22 protein-coding genes are annotated in these 17,408 nt (G+C 40.8%); all 22 read left to right on the top strand.

The features are described from left to right. Nucleotides 1-5: 5 nt before the first annotated feature. Nucleotides 6-1,253 carry a phage portal protein gene (locus HXT47_RS02740; RefSeq protein ID WP_421789292.1) on the top strand — a complete coding sequence of 416 codons (1,248 nt, stop codon included), beginning with the start codon at nucleotides 6-8 and terminating at the stop codon, nucleotides 1,251-1,253. 338 nt (nucleotides 1,254-1,591) lie between these two features. Further along, the gene (locus HXT47_RS02745; protein WP_112928567.1) at nucleotides 1,592-2,074 is read left to right on the top strand and encodes a DUF7689 domain-containing protein; all 483 of its coding nucleotides are present in this window, start codon (nucleotides 1,592-1,594) and stop codon (nucleotides 2,072-2,074) included. A 21-nt stretch (nucleotides 2,075-2,095) separates the two neighbouring features. Then, nucleotides 2,096-2,863: a hypothetical protein gene (locus HXT47_RS02750; RefSeq protein WP_103084278.1), complete on the top strand. Its 768-nt coding sequence runs from the start codon at nucleotides 2,096-2,098 to the stop codon at nucleotides 2,861-2,863. Nucleotides 2,864-2,979: 116 nt separating this feature from the next. Further along, entirely contained in the window at nucleotides 2,980-3,723 is a 744-nt protein-coding gene (locus HXT47_RS02755; RefSeq protein ID WP_421789294.1) for a head maturation protease, ClpP-related, read from the top strand. A 2-nt stretch (nucleotides 3,724-3,725) separates the two neighbouring features. Next, nucleotides 3,726-4,910: a phage major capsid protein gene (locus tag HXT47_RS02760; protein WP_421789296.1), complete on the top strand. Its 1,185-nt coding sequence runs from the start codon at nucleotides 3,726-3,728 to the stop codon at nucleotides 4,908-4,910. 30 nt (nucleotides 4,911-4,940) lie between these two features. After that, nucleotides 4,941-5,219 (top strand): head-tail connector protein, encoded by a 279-nt coding sequence (locus HXT47_RS02765; RefSeq protein WP_004125785.1) that lies wholly within the window; start codon nucleotides 4,941-4,943, stop codon nucleotides 5,217-5,219. Further along, nucleotides 5,220-5,552 carry a phage head closure protein gene (locus tag HXT47_RS02770; RefSeq protein ID WP_421789298.1) on the top strand — a complete coding sequence of 111 codons (333 nt, stop codon included), beginning with the start codon at nucleotides 5,220-5,222 and terminating at the stop codon, nucleotides 5,550-5,552. It begins immediately after the preceding gene. Next, complete coding sequence (locus tag HXT47_RS02775) at nucleotides 5,549-5,929, top strand: HK97 gp10 family phage protein (protein WP_421789300.1); 381 nt, start codon at nucleotides 5,549-5,551, stop codon at nucleotides 5,927-5,929. The genes HXT47_RS02770 and HXT47_RS02775 overlap by 4 nt, the downstream gene beginning before the upstream one ends. Continuing rightward, complete coding sequence (locus HXT47_RS02780; RefSeq protein WP_421789302.1) at nucleotides 5,922-6,251, top strand: hypothetical protein; 330 nt, start codon at nucleotides 5,922-5,924, stop codon at nucleotides 6,249-6,251. The genes HXT47_RS02775 and HXT47_RS02780 overlap by 8 nt, the downstream gene beginning before the upstream one ends. Continuing rightward, complete coding sequence (locus tag HXT47_RS02785; RefSeq protein WP_421784291.1) at nucleotides 6,244-6,825, top strand: major tail protein; 582 nt, start codon at nucleotides 6,244-6,246, stop codon at nucleotides 6,823-6,825. The genes HXT47_RS02780 and HXT47_RS02785 overlap by 8 nt, the downstream gene beginning before the upstream one ends. A 14-nt stretch (nucleotides 6,826-6,839) precedes the next feature. Further along, nucleotides 6,840-7,205, top strand: a complete 366-nt coding sequence (locus tag HXT47_RS02790) for a hypothetical protein (RefSeq protein ID WP_421789304.1) — start codon at nucleotides 6,840-6,842, stop codon at nucleotides 7,203-7,205. 243 nt (nucleotides 7,206-7,448) lie between these two features. Beyond that, nucleotides 7,449-10,274, top strand: coding sequence for a phage tail tape measure protein (locus tag HXT47_RS02795; RefSeq protein WP_421789306.1), 2,826 nt, complete (start codon nucleotides 7,449-7,451; stop codon nucleotides 10,272-10,274). Between the two features lie 11 nt (nucleotides 10,275-10,285). Next, the gene (locus tag HXT47_RS02800; RefSeq protein ID WP_415702150.1) at nucleotides 10,286-10,948 is read left to right on the top strand and encodes a hypothetical protein; all 663 of its coding nucleotides are present in this window, start codon (nucleotides 10,286-10,288) and stop codon (nucleotides 10,946-10,948) included. A 1-nt stretch (nucleotide 10,949) separates the two neighbouring features. Then, entirely contained in the window at nucleotides 10,950-13,781 is a 2,832-nt protein-coding gene (locus HXT47_RS02805; RefSeq protein ID WP_421789308.1) for a phage tail protein, read from the top strand. Nucleotides 13,782-13,791: 10 nt separating this feature from the next. Further along, nucleotides 13,792-14,004 carry a hypothetical protein gene (locus tag HXT47_RS02810; RefSeq protein WP_415702146.1) on the top strand — a complete coding sequence of 71 codons (213 nt, stop codon included), beginning with the start codon at nucleotides 13,792-13,794 and terminating at the stop codon, nucleotides 14,002-14,004. Next, nucleotides 13,985-14,266 (top strand): hypothetical protein, encoded by a 282-nt coding sequence (locus tag HXT47_RS02815; RefSeq protein ID WP_020757765.1) that lies wholly within the window; start codon nucleotides 13,985-13,987, stop codon nucleotides 14,264-14,266. The genes HXT47_RS02810 and HXT47_RS02815 overlap by 20 nt, the downstream gene beginning before the upstream one ends. A 13-nt stretch (nucleotides 14,267-14,279) precedes the next feature. Continuing rightward, complete coding sequence (locus tag HXT47_RS02820; protein ID WP_020757764.1) at nucleotides 14,280-14,576, top strand: hypothetical protein; 297 nt, start codon at nucleotides 14,280-14,282, stop codon at nucleotides 14,574-14,576. Next, nucleotides 14,576-14,788 (top strand): hypothetical protein, encoded by a 213-nt coding sequence (locus HXT47_RS02825; RefSeq protein ID WP_421789310.1) that lies wholly within the window; start codon nucleotides 14,576-14,578, stop codon nucleotides 14,786-14,788. Before HXT47_RS02820 ends, HXT47_RS02825 begins: the two co-directional genes overlap by 1 nt. Nucleotides 14,789-14,802: 14 nt before the next feature. Further along, on the top strand, nucleotides 14,803-15,396 hold the full coding sequence (locus HXT47_RS02830; RefSeq protein ID WP_020757762.1) for a hypothetical protein: 594 nt from the start codon (nucleotides 14,803-14,805) through the stop codon (nucleotides 15,394-15,396). A 9-nt stretch (nucleotides 15,397-15,405) separates the two neighbouring features. After that, nucleotides 15,406-15,969 carry a hypothetical protein gene (locus tag HXT47_RS02835; protein ID WP_421789312.1) on the top strand — a complete coding sequence of 188 codons (564 nt, stop codon included), beginning with the start codon at nucleotides 15,406-15,408 and terminating at the stop codon, nucleotides 15,967-15,969. Then, entirely contained in the window at nucleotides 15,966-16,385 is a 420-nt protein-coding gene (locus HXT47_RS02840) for a phage holin family protein (RefSeq protein ID WP_064340487.1), read from the top strand. The genes HXT47_RS02835 and HXT47_RS02840 overlap by 4 nt, the downstream gene beginning before the upstream one ends. After that, nucleotides 16,378-17,298 (top strand): GH25 family lysozyme, encoded by a 921-nt coding sequence (locus HXT47_RS02845; protein ID WP_421789314.1) that lies wholly within the window; start codon nucleotides 16,378-16,380, stop codon nucleotides 17,296-17,298. The genes HXT47_RS02840 and HXT47_RS02845 overlap by 8 nt, the downstream gene beginning before the upstream one ends. The last annotated feature ends 110 nt before the right edge of the window (nucleotides 17,299-17,408 follow it).

Here is a 17,408-nt window from a genome sequence, read left to right on the forward strand (position 1 = left end):
TGCGTATGAACATTTTCAGTAAAATTTTTAAGAGCAGAGATAAGCCTGAGAATCGTTTTAACTTGAATGCTCAAAGGTTTATTAGTGGCATGTCTTCTTCGGGTAAGAGGGTGAATGAGCGTTCAGCGATGCAGATGACAGCTGTCTACTCGTGTGTGCGTATCCTGTCTGAGGCGGTGGCGAGTCTGCCGCTTCACGTGTATGAGCGGACGAGTACGGGTACGGCTAAAGCTGTTAAACATCCTTTGTATAAGGTGCTTCATGATGAGCCGAATCTTGAGATGACAAGCTTCGTATTTAGAGAAACCTTGATGACGCATCTACTGTTATGGGGTAATGCTTACGCGCAGATTATTCGAAACGGTAAAGGCGAAGTTTTAGGCTTATACCCTTTAATGCCTGATCGTATGAGAGTTGACCGGGATGAGAGTGGCCAAATTTTTTACGAGTATACGTTAAATGATAGTGATGTTTTAGCGGGTAAAGAAACGAGTGTGAAACTTAAACCTTTTGACGTGCTTCATATTCCCGGTCTTGGTTTTGACGGTCTTGTTGGCTATTCGCCTATTGCGATGGCAAAAAACGCTATCGGTATGGCGATAGCTACGGAAGAGTATGGTGCATCGTTTTTCGCTAACGGTGCTACACCAAGCGGGATCTTGGAATACCCCGGTACAGTAAAAGATCCTCAAAGTATGAGGGATAGTTGGAATAAGGGGTTCTCGGGTTCTAACTCGCATAAGATAGCGATTTTAGAGGAAGGCATGAAGTATACGCCTATTTCTATTTCGCCTAACGAAGCACAGTTTCTTGAAACTCGTAAGTTTCAGATTAACGAGATCGCTCGTATTTTTAGAGTCCCACCACACATGGTTGGTGATTTAGAAAAATCAAGTTTTTCTAATATTGAGCAGCAGTCGCTGGAGTTTGTGAAATACACGCTGGATCCTTGGGTGGCGCGTTTTGAACAGTCTATTACGAGGCGGCTTTTTACTGATAAGGAGAAAGAAACCTATTATGTGAAGTTTAACGTGGATGGTCTTCTTCGAGGAGACTATCAGAGTCGTATGAATGGTTATGCTACCGCTCGTCAAAACGGTTGGATGAGCGCGAACGATATTAGACAGTTAGAAAACTTGGATAAGATTCCAGCCTGTGAGGGTGGTGACTTGTATTTGATTAACGGTAACATGCTCCCACTTAACCGTGCTGGAGCGTTCACTGTAATTGGTAGAAATAAGTTAGGTGATTAAGATGAATTTGTGTCTTGATAATATTAATATAACATGTTATATTAATATTATTATAGTATAACTGTTTATACAGTGGATGAATCATTTAGGCAACGAAGACATAACGAATTATCTTAACGTTAAGCGAAAAATAGAATTTAATCTCTATGGATACTTAACTAAGATAATATCCTACACTATGAGAGTATACAACAAATTAATAATAGCAGAAAGGATGGAATAATTTATGTGACATTATAAAAAAATCATAAAATGTACAAGAATAGTGATCATTCGAGATAAAAGCTGATTAATCTCAATCTTAGTTAAAGATGTTGTTTTTAAGGAGGTGCTTACAAATGATTAGAAAAAGAAAGATGTTATCAGCAATAACCACTTATGTAATGGTTGTTGGAATGTTGTTTTTCACATCCAATTCTGTTGCTTATGCGTATACTTTATCTCAACCAAAATCGTTTTATGATAGTATTTCATGGACATGGTTTTATAGCGATAAGGCTACGCCAGCATATAATTGTCTAGGATTTGCAACTGGTAGTATGACGTACGAATGGCCTAGTGACTTTGGTGATGATGCTGCTACTAAAGCGCAATTGGATAATTATCTGGCAAAGAAAGGTTATAGACCTTATAAATATGATCCATTTATTCTAGCGTATGGTCATTCTCCTGATAAAATTGTTCATTTTGCAAAAGTTACTGGTCTTAAGTGGTGCCGTGCTAAATGGGGACAATTGGAGCTGTTTAACCATGGTAGTCATGATCCTTATTACCCTAATTCTGTTTATGGTTCTTTGCAACACAAATACACTGCGAATTAGAATTCTAGGAGGTGTAATACTATGTCTAAGAAAAAAATGTATATTTCGCTAGGAACTTTACTTTTATTGGTTCTATTTGTATTTACTGGAATTTTTATTATTGGAAATAATCCAGCATCAAAGAATAGTGGGAATATAGCTAATAAATTGATGCCAGTAAACGTAGCTTATGCTGAAACGTTAGATGATATAAAGGGATCCATGAATAAGTTGATGGTGGAATTAGAAACTGAGACGAAGACTAATCCACAAGTGGCTATGCAGGCACATCCAGGAAAGTTTATTAGGAATTCTAAAAACTATCAAAGAATATTGAAACTGGGACTGAAGGCAATTAAACCTCTTTACGATGCTATTTATGATAGTAGAGATGCTGGATGCTATGAATATATTCTAGCTATGGCTATTGAAGACATAACTGGCGAAAAGTTTGTTTACAATTCTGACTATGGTTGGAAAAATTCGTTAGAGTTTAGGATGGCTTATGACGAAAAAGTAAACAATACAAGGTTTAATGTTGAAAGAATCAGTAATAATGAAACTTTGAATGATCATGACCGAACTCAGAAATTTAAGGAATTAGGGATTTTTGCAGTTTCTGATTTAATTAAAGAGTATAGGAAAAGTGATTCCAAAGTTTCTAAACCATCGATATTAGAAGCTGTTAAGGGAATTACTAGTAAGTATAAAGAACTTGCAATAACGGAAAGAACTCCAACTGAGAGTATTCTAGATGAAACACAATTATTTGATTCTCTAGTTTCCTTAAATGGAAGAGCATACAAGTAAGGTGGATTATCTAACTGTAAAGCTAGTTCTTTAGGTATTATATGAGTGTTATACGAACATGAAGCGACCAAGAAAATCTTGGTCGCTTCTTTATATAAGAGAGGAGGAAAAAGGTAATGAGGAAGTTTTGGCAGTGGAAAAACCAAAAGGAAAACAATGAGACTAATGAGAATAATGAGATTTTTGAGAGGACACTGTTTCTTAACGGTACGATTGCTGAAGAATCATGGTTTGATGATGATATTACACCACAACTTTTTAAAGACGAGTTAAACGCTGGTAGTGGAAATATTACCGTGTGGATTAACTCGCCTGGCGGCGATTGTGTGGCTGCGGCACAAATCTATAACATGCTCATGGATTACAAGGGTTGTGTGACGGTCAAGATTGATGGGATTGCAGCGTCGGCGGCATCGGTTATTGCGATGGCTGGCACAAAGGTTTATATGAGCCCGGTGTCAATGCTTATGATTCATAATCCTATGACTGTTGCTTTCGGCAACAGAGGCGAAATGGAAAAAGCAATATCAATGCTTGATGAGGTCAAAGAGTCCATTATTAACGCTTACGAGATTAAAACAGGGCTTAACCGTGTGAAACTGTCGCATTTAATGGATTCGGAAACATGGATGGATGCTAACAAGGCGGTAGAACTCGGGTTTGCGGACGGTGTTTTAACTAGAGGTGAAACCGCTGATATTGGCATACCACAGGTTTCAACATTGTATTCGAAAGCAAGCGTGCAAAACACGTTATTGGAAAAAATATGTAAAGCCTGCCGGATAAGCGGTAAGGAAACAAACAATATTAGTGCAGACGATCTTATGGATCGTCTTTTTTTAATCAAAAATTGGAGGTAAATATGATGAACAGTATTTCAAACATGGTTGAGAAACGTAATAAGGCTTGGCAGGGTGCGAAAGCTTTCCTTGAGTCTAAACGTGACAAGGACGGGCTTATTTCAGAAGAAGACGCGAAAACTTACGATGAGATGGAAGCGAAAGTGAAAGCTTACAGTATGGAAATTGATCGTTTAGAGCAGATGGAAGTAATGGATAAGGAGCTTTCAAAACCAACATCTGAGGCGATTGTTGCAAAACCTATGAAAACAGGTGTGAAACTTGAAAAACAAGGGCGTGCGCGTGACGAGTATAAGCAGGCAATGCTTACAGCTCTTAGAAGTAATTTTAAACGAGTCGATAACGTGTTGCAGGAAGGCGTGGACGCTGACGGCGGGTATCTTGTGCCGGAAGAATACGATAATCGTCTGATTGAAACGTTGAAAGAAGAAAACATTATTCGCTCTCTTGCTACCACTATTACTACTAGTGGAGAGCATAAGATTAATGTTGCGATGAGTGATCCTGCGGCGGCTTGGATTGAAGAAGGCGCAAGCCTTAACTTTGGGGATTCCAAGTTTGCTCAAATCCTGCTTGACGCTCATAAGCTTCACGTTGCGGTAAAAGTTACTGAAGAACTCTTGTATGATAATGCGTTTAACCTCGAGAATCATCTTCTCACATCCTTCGGCATGGCGTTGGCTAACGCTGAGGAAGACGCTTTTCTTAACGGGGATGGCGTGGGAAAACCGACTGGTATTTTCAACAAGAAAGACGGCGGCACGTTCCTTAAAGAAACTACCAGTATTAAAACTGATGATCTGATTGATCTTATTCACGCTTTGAGGCGACCATACCGTAAAAACGCGAGTTTTATTATGAACGATAAAACAGTCGCGAGCATACGAAAACTTAAAGACAATAACGGTGCGTACGTTTGGCAGCCTTCATACCAGGATGATGAGCCGAACAGGATTCTCGGATACCCGGTATACACGTCTGCTTACGCGCCTGAAAACATGGTGGCTTTTGGTGACTACTCGTACTACAACATTGGCGACCGTGGTTCACGCTCGTTTAAAGAGCTTACTGAGCTTTTCGCTGGAAACGGCATGATAGGTTTTGTTGCTAAAGAGCGTGTAGACGGCAAACTCGTGCTTAAAGAAGCAGTACAGATTCTGCCTGTTAAAACAAGCGTAGCAGCTTAAAAGACGGTTAAAAGTTAAGGAGGGGTGTTGATGATAGTTACAGTTGAGGAAGCAAAAAACTATCTTAGGGTGGATAGTCGAGAAGATGATGAGCTTATCAACACCCTTATTCGTTCTGCTGAAAAACTCTGCCAGGGAGTAGCTCGTAAAAACGATACTAGTTTGATTAGTGAAAACTTTGACGAGTATCGGCTCGCAGTCTTATACGCTACAGGCTACTTGTATGAGCATCGGGAAGAAGCCGACCACCACGCGCTTATGCTTACCTTACGTTCGATGCTTTTTACTGTTAGAAAAACGGGGTTTTAAATGAGAATAAGTTTATTAAATGAGCGTATTGTGCTGCTTAAAAACAGTGTTGAAGTTGATGAGGTTGGTAATCATAAGATTAAGTGGAGTAAATATTACGAGTGTTACGCTACGGTGAGTGCTGAAAGCCCAATGGAGCAGACTTCGGCAGGAAACGTGTGGGATGAGTCAAAAATAGATTTTACTATCCGCTATTCGAAAGAAACCGCCGTAGTCTCATCTCTTGGTTACAGGATTATTTTCCGTGATACGGTTTACGAGATTTTAGGTGTTGACCACATGAATTATAAGAAGAAAACCCTGAAACTTCACTGTAAGAGGTGTAAAAAGTGAGCAAAGTAAGTATTGGCAGCCTCTCTAAAGAAGTTATTAGAGAGCTTAAAACTTACGCGAAAGTTACAACCGGGAAAGTAAAAGAAGCAGTAAAAAACGCTGGTAAAACCGTTAAAGAAGATATAGAAAACACTGCTCCGAAACACACAGGTAAGTATGCGAAAAGTTGGACGCTGAAAACTGTTAAAGAAACAGAAAACGCTCTCACACTGGTAGTTCACTCAAAAAACAAGTATCAGCTTACACACTTGTTAGAGTACGGTCACGCTAAACGAGGCGGAGGACGTGTGGAAGCAAGAGCACACATTAAGCTTGCGGAAGAAAAAGCGGTTAAAAGCTTCGAAGAAAAAATAAGGGAGGCGATAGAACATGACTAAACTTTTAAACATTATGCAAGAGATAGGTTTTCCTTTCGCTTACCATCATTTTGCTGAAGGAGAATCACCTTCCCCACCGTTTCTTGTGTTTCTTACGCCTGCGAGCAGTAATTTTTCTGCAGACGGGAAAGTGTATTTTAAAGTAAACGAAGTTCATATTGAACTATACACAGATTATAAGAATCCTAGTGTGGAAGAAAAAGTTGAAGCCGTGCTTGATAGGCACGGCATTTTTTATAACAAAACAGAGACGTTCATAGAGTCGGAAAAGCTTTATGAAACACTCTACATTTTTGAAATGGAGGTAACAGAAAATGGGTAACAAGGTTAAATACAATCTTAAAAACGTGTACGCGGCAAAACTTAAAAAAGACGCAGGCGGAAGTTTTAACTATGATGCGCCTAAACCTATTCCGGGAGCTGTGAGCATAAGCCTTGATGCGGAAGGTGAATCCTCACCGTTTTACGCTGACGGGATTGTCTACTTCAGGTCGACTGCGAACAACGGTTACAGTGGCGACTTGGAAATGGCTCTTATACCTGAATGGTTTAGAACGGAAATATTAAAAGAAAAACTTGATAAAAACGGTGTGCTGGTAGAAAAAGCAACTACCGGTGAAGCAGAAAAGTTCGCGCTTCTTTTTGAGTTTGACGGTGATGTTAAAGCAATCCGCCACGTGCTTTATAACTGCTCGGCTTCCAGACCTTCTATCGCTTCGGAAACCAAGGAAGACACGATAGAACCGGGTACTGAAACACTCTCGCTCACGGCTGATCCTAGAGAAGATGGGCTTGTGAAATCCCGTAGCGGGGATACGACATCTGATGAAATTTACGCTAACTGGTATAAGAGCGTGTACGTTCCTCAAAACATGACAGAGGTTAAACCTAAGTAAAAGGAGTGGTGAATATGATTGAAAAAACAGTAAAAATCGGTGGCAAAGACGTGAAGTTTCGTTCTTCCGCCACTATTCCAAGACTGTATCGTATCAAATTCAAGCGTGATATTTTTCAGGATCTTTCTAAACTCGAAAAATCGTATAAGACTAAAAGCACCGGGTTTGAGATTGATGATCTGGAGATTTTTGAAAACGTAGCTTATATCATGGCCTACCATGCGGATAACACGATTCCTGAAACGATTGAAAAATGGCTCGATGAGTTTGAAATGTTTTCTATCTACGAGGTGCTGCCTGAAATTTTGGAGCTTTGGGGTGCGAATTTACAAACACAGGTTCAATCTAAAAAAAACTTACGTCAACTACAAGAGAAATGACAACCGCGTTATTTCTTCTTAGATGCACAGAGATTGGGATAAGTATTCGTGAGCTGGATCTTTTAACTATCGGCATGATTTTAGACATGTGGACGGAGAAAGCAAACGATAGTGTGAAATACGATAGGCTCGCAAGCCAGGCAGAATTCGACAGGTTCTAGACGAGAGCCAAGCATTCTTATGCAAGGCGTTAAAATACCTGAATTTTTTTATTCCTAAATTAAGAGAAAAGGAGGTGAAGTTATGGCAAACAGGATTAAAGGTATTACCGTTGAAATCGGTGGAGATACGACAGGCTTGGATAAGGCGTTAAAAGACGTGAATACGACTATCCGATCCACGCAAGCTCAGCTTCGTGACGTAAACAGGCTGTTAAAACTCGATCCGTCCAACGCTAAACTTTTAGCACAAAAACAGCAGTTGTTGCAGCAGGAAATAGCAAACACTTCCGAGAAACTTAACGCTTTAAAACAGGCGGATAAGCAAGCTAAAGTACAGCTTGAAAACGGGGATCTCGGTAAAGACAAGTATGATGCGCTGCAGCGTGAGATTATTGAAACCGAGCAGAATCTTAAAAATTTAGAACAGCAGGCAAAGAAAGTCCCTTCAGCATTAGCAGTTTCCATGAAAGAAACCGGGGATAAAATTAAAAGTGTCGGTGAGAAAACAGCCCAAGTCGGCACAAGCCTATCCACGCATGTTACCGCACCGATTGTGGGGCTTGGAGCTGCGTCTTTAGCCGCGTTTAACGAAGTTGATGCCGGCATGGACACAATTGTTACTAAAACAGGCGCAACAGGAAAAGCACTGGAGGGTATGCAAGATAGCATGAAAAATCTTGCTACCAGTATTCCTACTGATTTTCAAACCGCTGGTGCTGCTATCGGCGAGGTGAACACCCGATTCGGTTTAACAGGTAAAAGCCTTGAAGACCTGTCAGGCAGGTTTATTAAATTTGCTCAAATTAACAACATGGACGTTTCCACGGCTGTTGATAACACGCAGAAAGTTGTGGCTGCTTTTGGGCTTAAAGCACAAGACGCCGGAGCTTTACTTGATACGATGAACGCTGTAGGTCAGCGTACCGGTGTCAGCATGGATACGCTTGCTAAAACCATGGTGACTAACAGTGCCTCCTTACAGCAGCTTGGGTTTAGCGCATCGGATGCCGCTAATTTCTTAGGCAATGTTGAAATGTCGGGTGCTGACACGTCACAGGTTATGACTGCTCTAACTAAAGCACTAGCTGCTGCTACTGCTAAAGGCACGCCTATGAAACAGGCTTTAGAAGATATTCAAAACAGTATGGTGAATGCGAAAAGCGACACTGAAGGTTTAAAAGTAGCTTATGAGCTGTTTGGTAAGCGTGCAGGCGCGGCTATTTATCAGGCGTGTAAAAACGGTTCGCTGTCTTTTGCTGAGCTTGGTACTTCCCTTAAAGATAATGCTGGCAGCGTGGAGAAAACGTTTAACGAAACGCTTGATCCGATAGATAAGTTTAAGACTTCGATGAATAGTCTGAAAATCGTGGGAGCAGATCTTGGCAGTTCTCTTGCAACGGTTTTACAGCCTATGCTTGAAAAGTTCGCTTCCTGTATGAAATCTTTAAGTGAAGCTTGGAACGGATTGTCTCCGGGAATGAAGGATGCGATAGTAAAAATCACGCTTATTGCTGCAACAGTCGGTCCTGTGCTCATTGTGATCGGGAAAATTATTAGTGCTGTTGGAGCAATCACTTCTGCTCTGGGAGGTCTTATCGGACTTCTTGGAGGAACAGCCACAGCCACTACTGCGGTAGGTGTGGCAGGAGGAGCAAGTGCTGCAGGAACAGCGGCGGCAGGGACAGCAGCAGGAACAGCGGCTGTAGGGTTTGGAGCGTTAAACGTTTCACTTCTTCCTATTATCGGTATTATTGCGGCGATTATTGCCGCGGTTGTGGCGATTATTGCGATTATTAAAAACTGGGGTGCTATAAGCGAATGGTTTAAAAACCTGTGGCAGGGTGTTTGCCAGAGTGTGAGCAGTATTTGGCAAAACATCTCGGAGTTTTTCCAAAACGTGTGGCAAGGCTTAGTTCAGGTTTTTACCGGCGTGTGGGATACGATTAAAAACGTGCTCACGGTAGCTCTCATGTTTATCGTAGAGCTTATAAAAGGCTATTTTTCGCTTATCACACTACCGTTTAGGTTTATTTGGGAAAACTGTAAAGACGTGATTATAGGCGCATGGGATGCGATTAAAACCACGGTAAGTAGCGTGCTTGAAGCCATAAACAGTGTAATAACAAGTGTTATGAACACGATTATGTCGTTTATAACAAGCGTGCTAAACACTATAAGCAGTGTGTTTACGAGCGTGTTCAATGCGATTTTAAGTGTTGTAACCTCTGTTTTTAACAGTATAAAATCGGTGGCTGAAACGATATGGAATGGAATGTGCAGTGTTATAACCAACGTGGTAAACACGGTTAAAAATACGGTTTCTACGGTGTTTAACGCGGTGGCAGGGGTTGTAGGCAACGTTTTTAACGGTATTAAAAACACGGCCGTATCAATTTGGAATGGTATTAAAAACGCTATCATCACTCCGATTGAAGCGGCGAAAAACAAGGTTAAGGCAGTAGTTGACGCTATAACAGGCTTTTTTGCAGGTATTAGACTTAGTCTTCCTCATATTAAGCTTCCTCATTTTAGTATTAGAGGACACTTCTCACTCGCACCACCGTCTGTACCGTATCTTGCTATCGACTGGTATAAGAAGGCAATGGATAAGCCGATGCTGTTAAACGGGGCGACTATCTTCGGTGAGAAAAATGGGCATTTGCTTGGCGGCGGCGAAAAAGGGCCTGAGGTGATTATGGGGCTTGATGCTTTGCAGAATATGAGCGCGGGAGCAAACACGCAAATGCTTAGTGTTATGAACCAGATTCTAGCGATTATGGACTCGTATTTCCCACAGTTTTCCAACCAGAGTATTGTGCTTGACTCAGGCGAGCTTGTGGGCGGTATTGCAAACAAGATGGACAGTGAGCTTTTTAAGCTTCAAACAAGAAAAACAAGGGGGTGGTAAAAGTGTATGGCATGACAATAAACGGGTTGCATAGTTTTAAGGATTTAGGCTTAGTTCCAACACTTAAGCCACATGTTAATCTACCATCCCCAAGGTTTAGCTATCTGGAAGTGCCGGGAAGATTGGGAAGTTTTGATCTTACGGAAAGTTTAGCAGGTGAAGTTTTATACGAAATGCGTGAAGGCAGTTTTGAGTTCATTGTCGCAGATAAAGGCGTGTGGCAGAAAGCTTACGAGAGGCTTAAACGCGATGTTCACGGGCTTAAAACAACACTTGTGCTGGACGCCGAATCTTCCTTTTACTATCAGGGTCGAGTGTGGGTAAGTGATTTTAAATCGGATAAAAACTATGAAACGATTACGCTTAACTACAGGCTAAATCCTTATAAGCACAGTGTTTTAGACATTAAAACAGGTGGCGTGTACACGTTAAAAAACGTGCAGGTTAAAGACAAAAAAGAAATCAGGCTTACCCGTGATTTTGATATGACGCTTATACCTGAATTTACTAATAAAACACTAAATACACTAAGTGTTGATTTTAACGGAAAAACCTACAGTCTAAAACAAGGCATATCTCGTTTCCCTGAACTTAGAACACGCGAAAATAATATGACGCTTACGTTTCAAGGCACAGGCACGCTTGATATTTCCTACCTAAGGGGGTGGTTATAAATTGTACAGAATAACTCTTGATGAAACAGCCTTGTATTATCTGGGCGACACTAAGAATGTTCTTCTTGACGCGACGCTTAACGTGGAGCTTAACACTGCAGGCACGCTCGTGTTTACCTGCCCGAAAGAAAATCCCTGCTATGAGAAGTTTTTTAACAGAAAATCAGTAGTGAGCGTGTATCGCGATGAGAAAGAAATTTTTACCGGAGAGGTAAGAGAACAGGAGAAAGACTTAAATCAAAACAAGAAAGTAGTGTGCGTAGGTCTTTTAACGTATCTTGCAGACAGTATTCAGCCGCAGAGAGAATACCATGATCACACACCTTACCAACTGTTGGAAAAATTCCTAAACATTCATAACGAGCAGGTGGATGACAGGAAGAAGATTCATATCGGAAAAGTCAGCGTGACAGATCCCAATAATTCCCTGTACAGGTTCACCAATTTTGAAACAACGCTTGAAGCGATTATGGGAAAAATGGTTGATAAGCTGGGCGGATACTTAAAACTAAGACGAGAAAAAGACGGGATGTACCTTGATTATCTTCGCTTGGAAGAAATGGGTAAAATGGCGAAACAGCCGGTTGAGTTTGGTCTTAATATGCTTGATTATACTGAAAACTTATCGGCAGAAGATGTTACTACAGCACTTATCCCTTTAGGTAAAGAACTGGAAAGTGAAAACAGCAAAAACGAGGTTCTTAAAAAATACACGGATATTACAAGCGTTAATAATGGGAAAAATTATCTTGTTTCCACTCAGGCAAAGAGCGCGTTTGGTTGGGTTTGTAAAGTCGTTAGATGGGATGATGTCGCTGTTCCTGAAAATCTGTTACGTAAAGCCTCTCTTTGGCTTAAAGATAATCAGTTCGAACAGACAGAGCTTAACTTAAGCGCGGTTGACTTATCAGAGTTTGACCTTGATTTTGAAACTATTGAGTGTGGAGACAGAGTTAGGTGCATAGCATCGCCTTTTGGCATGGATCGGGTATTTCCCGTTATGAGACAGTCTATTCCATTGCAAAAACCCGGTGAGATGAAAGTCGTCCTGGGCAGTCAAACCAGACGAAGCTACGTGCAAAGCTCACATAATTCTGTGCAAAGCCTGCGTGAAGAAAGCCTTGCAACAAGAAAAATAGATAACGAGCGTGTGCAAAGTGAAATCAACAATATTAAAGCACAGATGAACATCACCTCAGGCGGTTACAAGGTAACAGAATATGATGATTCAGGCAGGTGGCTAAGAGACCTTTACATGGATACGCCTGATAAGAATACTGCTACAAAAGTATTACAGGTTAATATGAACGGGATTGGCGGAAGCCATAACGGTTTTGCAGGACCTTACAATACCGCGATGACTCTTGACGGCATGGTGTATGGTGACAGGATTATCGGACATTCGATTGATGCTGAGAAACTTTCAGTTTCTTACACTTCGCAGGTGGAAAAGCAGATTAGTAACGCAAAACAGGAAGCCATTTCTGATAGTGATGAGAAACTTAAAAGCTACTATACGATAAACGAGGTTAACACCAAGTTTTCTGTAACGGATCGAAAGATTGAATCAAGTGTTGAAACAGTTAATCAAAAACTGGAGCAGAAAAACGGCAACTATTACGGCACGTATACTCCCTACTCTTCTAATGCTCCGGCTAACTCTTGGACAAGCAGAAGTGAGAAGTTAAACCACGTGGGAGATTTTTTCTTCGACACTCAAACAGGCTACGCCTACAGGTATCGGGTTAAAAGAGACTGCTTAGAGATCAAGTTTAACAGTAATTGCCGTACGGAAAGCGCAAACTATGATTGGGTGGAAGTTTTCTATGAGTCTGAGGGTAAGATTCACGTTTTACCGAAACTCGGCGGTGCGGACATAGCAGGTAAAAGCATCTTTGTACCAAGTGATACGTTTTGGCTTTATTTTAGAAGCGATGGCTCAAGCCATGATTATTACGGTTTTAAGATTGATGCGATAAGAAAAAGCAGTTCAAGAAAAGAAGTTGAAGATAGTTTAGCGGTTTTACCTAACGATGCCGGAAACATAATAGAACTGTCAGGCAGCAATTATCCTGAGTCAGAGCATGATCCGTATCAGGATAATACGAGAAAACTATGGCGGTATACGTCAAATGAGAGTCTTGACAGCTACCTGGAGTTTGACTGGGTTAGAGTTAGTGATAAAGACATTCAGGCTGCTAAAGAAACAGCTGACAGAGCTATATCTAAAGTTTCTATTGTTGAAGACTCGATTACTTCCATGGTGAAAAAGGGTGAGTTCGGTTCGTTTATGCGGCAAAACTACAACAGTTTTCTGATTGGATTTAACGAGTCAAGCAACTATGTTCAAATCACTGCAGGACAAATAGGTCTTTACAACGGGTCGATTGACCAGTATCACAAGCGTGCAGTCTTTGATGAAAGCGGTAACCGTTTCTATCGTGAAGGCTCATATGTCGGCATGATCGGCACGAATCACAAACGTTACGTTGAAGAGTGTAAGGGTCTTGAGTTTGATTTGAGTTACGAGGGTCAATACATGGCTTTCGCACAACAAAAATCATCAAATCATGACGAGCTGAACACCATGCTTTGTTTTTCACGCTCAAACGGTATGTATGACGAGTATGGCTTGCATTTAGGCTGCAACTTTTATGCCCACGGTTTCAAGGTTATAAAACCGCAGTGGGAAGAAGGATTTGGAACTACAGCAACCATTCATTATGTGCAGGTGCTTGATGTGGATGAGTACGGCAAAGTAAGAAGATGGGGTGAAAACGGGCGCATGGTATTTAAAAACGGTATCCTCATGGACCTGACTTTCTACAGCTAAGGAGATGAATATGGCAGAACTTATTATTAACACAAACGAGGTTGTGATAAACAAAGGTACTAAAAACAGTGACATAAAAGTCGCTAAAACTGTTGATGAGAGTATGGAACTAGAGCAGTTTATCAGCAACAGTAAGTACGCAAAGATGATAGAAGACATCAATCACAAACTTGACATTCTAATCGAAGAAAAGGAGGTGGAAGATGGAAAAGCCGACCATTAACTATGCGATAGCTACACAAAAGTTTAGAGCGAAGTTAAGCGATGAGATAGTGTCTTTGCAAAAAAGTATCCCTATCCCGACCTACATGGTTGAAGGGATAATCGCATCAATTTTAGCTGACATACGCTCAGCAGTGATAGCTGAAAACACGATGGAACATGTTGCTTTTAGTGAGGAAAACACAAAGTATTACGAAGAACAGTTAGAAAAACTAAACGAGGAAATCCTAAAACTTAAAGCAGAAAAAGAAGAAAAACCATAAGGAGGAAAGCCTTATGTATAGAGGAACAACACCTACAAACGTGTTCAGGACAGATGTGGATTTAGAAAACGCATCTGTCCTTTTTGTTAGCTATAAGCAAAACGGAAAAGTTGTTTTAGAAAAAAGCTTAGAGGATGTGAGTGTTAAAAAGACACTTGTAACAGTCAATCTCACGCAGAAAGAAACACTTTTGTTTCAAGACGGTATTGTCACGATTCAAATCAGAGCCAAGTTTCCCGACAACACGGCTATCGCTTCAAATCTGATACGAACAACAGCTGAAGAAATAGTAAAGGACGGTGAGATTTAATGGCAGAACTACAGGCAAGTTTTAAACACAATACAGATATGAGCGCATCTTTTGAAAGCATCATAAAAGTAACAGACGAAGAAACAACAGATTACAACAGGCTTACTAACCTGCCGAAAATTAACCAAGTAAAGCTTATAGGCAATAAAACGCTTTTAGAGCTGGGACTTTGCTCTATCAGCAATATCGAACTCGAAGAACTACTTAAATAAGGAAGGAAATTATTATGCAAACCAAATTTTTAGACAACAACGGACTTTTATACGTTTGGAAGAAAATCAAGGAAAGCTTTGTGAAAAAAGAAGAGCTGACAAAAGCCTTGGAAACCGTGCCGAAGAAAGTCACGGATTTAAGCGATGCGGCAAACTATGCACAAGTATCTTCAGTACCAACCAAGGTGGAAAACCTGACAGATGCGTCAGAATACGCGAAGAAAACCGACATTGTGACAAACGTAGAAAATCTTCAAGGCATTGACGCGTATGCGAAAACAAGCGCATTACCGACAAAAGTAGAACAGCTGGAAGACGCAGCGAATTATGTGAAAAAGACAGACCTTACTGAAGAGGTAAAGCATCTTGTCGGCAACATTCAATCAATTGATTTTAAGGTGGTTGATAGCCTGCCTCAGACAGGTGATAAGGCAACAATCTATCTTATAAGCGATAACAAGGGCGAAAACGATGCGTATGATGAATACATTTATGTAAACGACAGGTTTGAAAAAATCGGTACAACATCAGTTGATTTAAGCGACTATGTGAAAAAAGAAGATGTTAAAAGTATCAGCAATGAAGAAATTGATGCACTGTTTGTGTAGGTGAAGCTTATGGCAGATAAGTTTTTAGGCAAAGAAGGTTTGTTTAGGCTGATAGAAAAATTGAAAGGAAAATTTGCCACACTGGACAGTCCTGCTTTTACGGGAAAACCGACTGTTCAAACACCAACCTATATACCGGACACCAGAGGAAAAGAAATCGTTAACCGTGAATACGTGGATTTTGTAACAAAGCTGCTGATACATCAGGACATGCCTAAGCTCCCTAAGCAGTTCAAATGGGTTATTACACCTGATTCTTGGCAGGAAGTACTAGATGGTTATGTGTATGGCTTTTTTTACGAAAAATATTACAAGCCACATAAAGAACAGTACCCCAACAATGCACAGGAACAGAATGTAGCACTTGATATAAAAATCGACTTTGAAAGACTTCCGTCTATGAGGTTTTATGGCACGGGAGATATTAAGGAGGTTTGCAAACTAACTATGGCAATCGGCAGTGATTGGAGGATTTACTGTTATGGGGATAAACCTTCAAACGAAATACCGGTAATTATTACATTTATGCAGGTAGAAGATGTAACTGATCTTATTAAGGAGGCGGTAGAATGAAAGAATTTTGGAATACACTACAGCTGGCTTTCACAGTAGTAGGCGGCTGGCTGGGATACTTTTTAGGCGGGTGCGATGGTTTAATCCTCGCACTTCTTTTATTTGTGGTAACTGATTACATCACAGGCGTGATGTGTGCGGCGATTGATAAAAAGCTTTCAAGCAGCGTGGGTTTTAAGGGCATCTTCAGAAAGGTGCTCATTTTTATGCTTGTTGGCATAGCAAACATTATAGATTTTCAGGTTATTAAGCAAGGAAGCGTGATTAGAACCGCGGTAATTTTCTTCTACCTATCTAACGAAGGACTTTCACTCATCGAAAACGCGGCTCACCTGGGGCTTCCCGTGCCTGAGAAATTAAAAAACGTTTTAGAACAATTACACGACAAAGACAGAAAGGACAATACTCATGAGTAAAAAAGGAATAGACGTATCAGTATGGCAGGGTGACATTGATTTCAACGCGGTGAAAGCATCCGGTGTTGAGTTTGTGATCATTCGAGCAGGATACGGTATCGGACACAAAGACAAGTGGTTTGAGGAAAACTATCGTAAAGCAAAAACAGCCGGTCTTGATGTTGGAGCTTACTGGTATTCGTACGCAAGCTCTGCAGGTGAGGCGGCTGAGGAAGCTCAAAGCTGCGTGAACATACTCTCAGGTAAGAGTTTTGAGTATCCTATTTACTTTGATTTAGAAGAAAAAAGCCAGCTTAACCGTGGACGAGCTTTCTGCGATTCGCTGATTACAAGTTTTTGTAATAAGCTTGAAACTTACGGGTATTATGCAGGTTTTTACACTTCGCTTTCAGTAGCTAATAACCTTGTGTCCGCTCATATTAGAGACCGTTACGCTTTGTGGATCGCACAGTGGAACACGCACTGTAGCTATGAGGGTTCGTATGGTCTTTGGCAATACTCGTCAAGTGGCAGTGTGGATGGAATAGCCGGCAGAGTTGACATGGATTATGCTTACGTTGATTATCCAAGCGTGATAAAAAACGCTGGGTTAAACGGATATAGAAATGGTGGCTCTTACACTGCTCCTCAAACATCAAGCATTGATGAAGTGGCAAGAGAAGTTATTAACGGTGATTGGGGTAACGGAAATGAGCGTAAAAACCGTTTAACTTCTGCCGGATACGATTATGCAAGCGTGCAAAATAAGGTTAATGAACTTCTTGGTGTTAAAGCCTATAGAAAGTCGGTTGATGAGCTTGCATGTGAAGTAATCCGAGGCACTTGGGGTAACGGCAACACACGAAAACAGCGTCTAACTCAAGCTGGATACGATTATGATACGGTACAAAAACGAGTAAACGAACTCTTGTAAAACAGTTTGAAACATGTAAAGCCCGAGGCTTGTTCCTACATTGGAGCAATCCTCGGGCTTTTTTTATTTTTGAAAACTTTTTTTAGAAAAACCGTCAGATTATCACCTTT

Source organism: Gardnerella sp. DNF01205, from assembly GCF_049244135.1.
Classification (GTDB): domain Bacteria; phylum Actinomycetota; class Actinomycetes; order Actinomycetales; family Bifidobacteriaceae; genus Bifidobacterium; species Bifidobacterium leopoldii.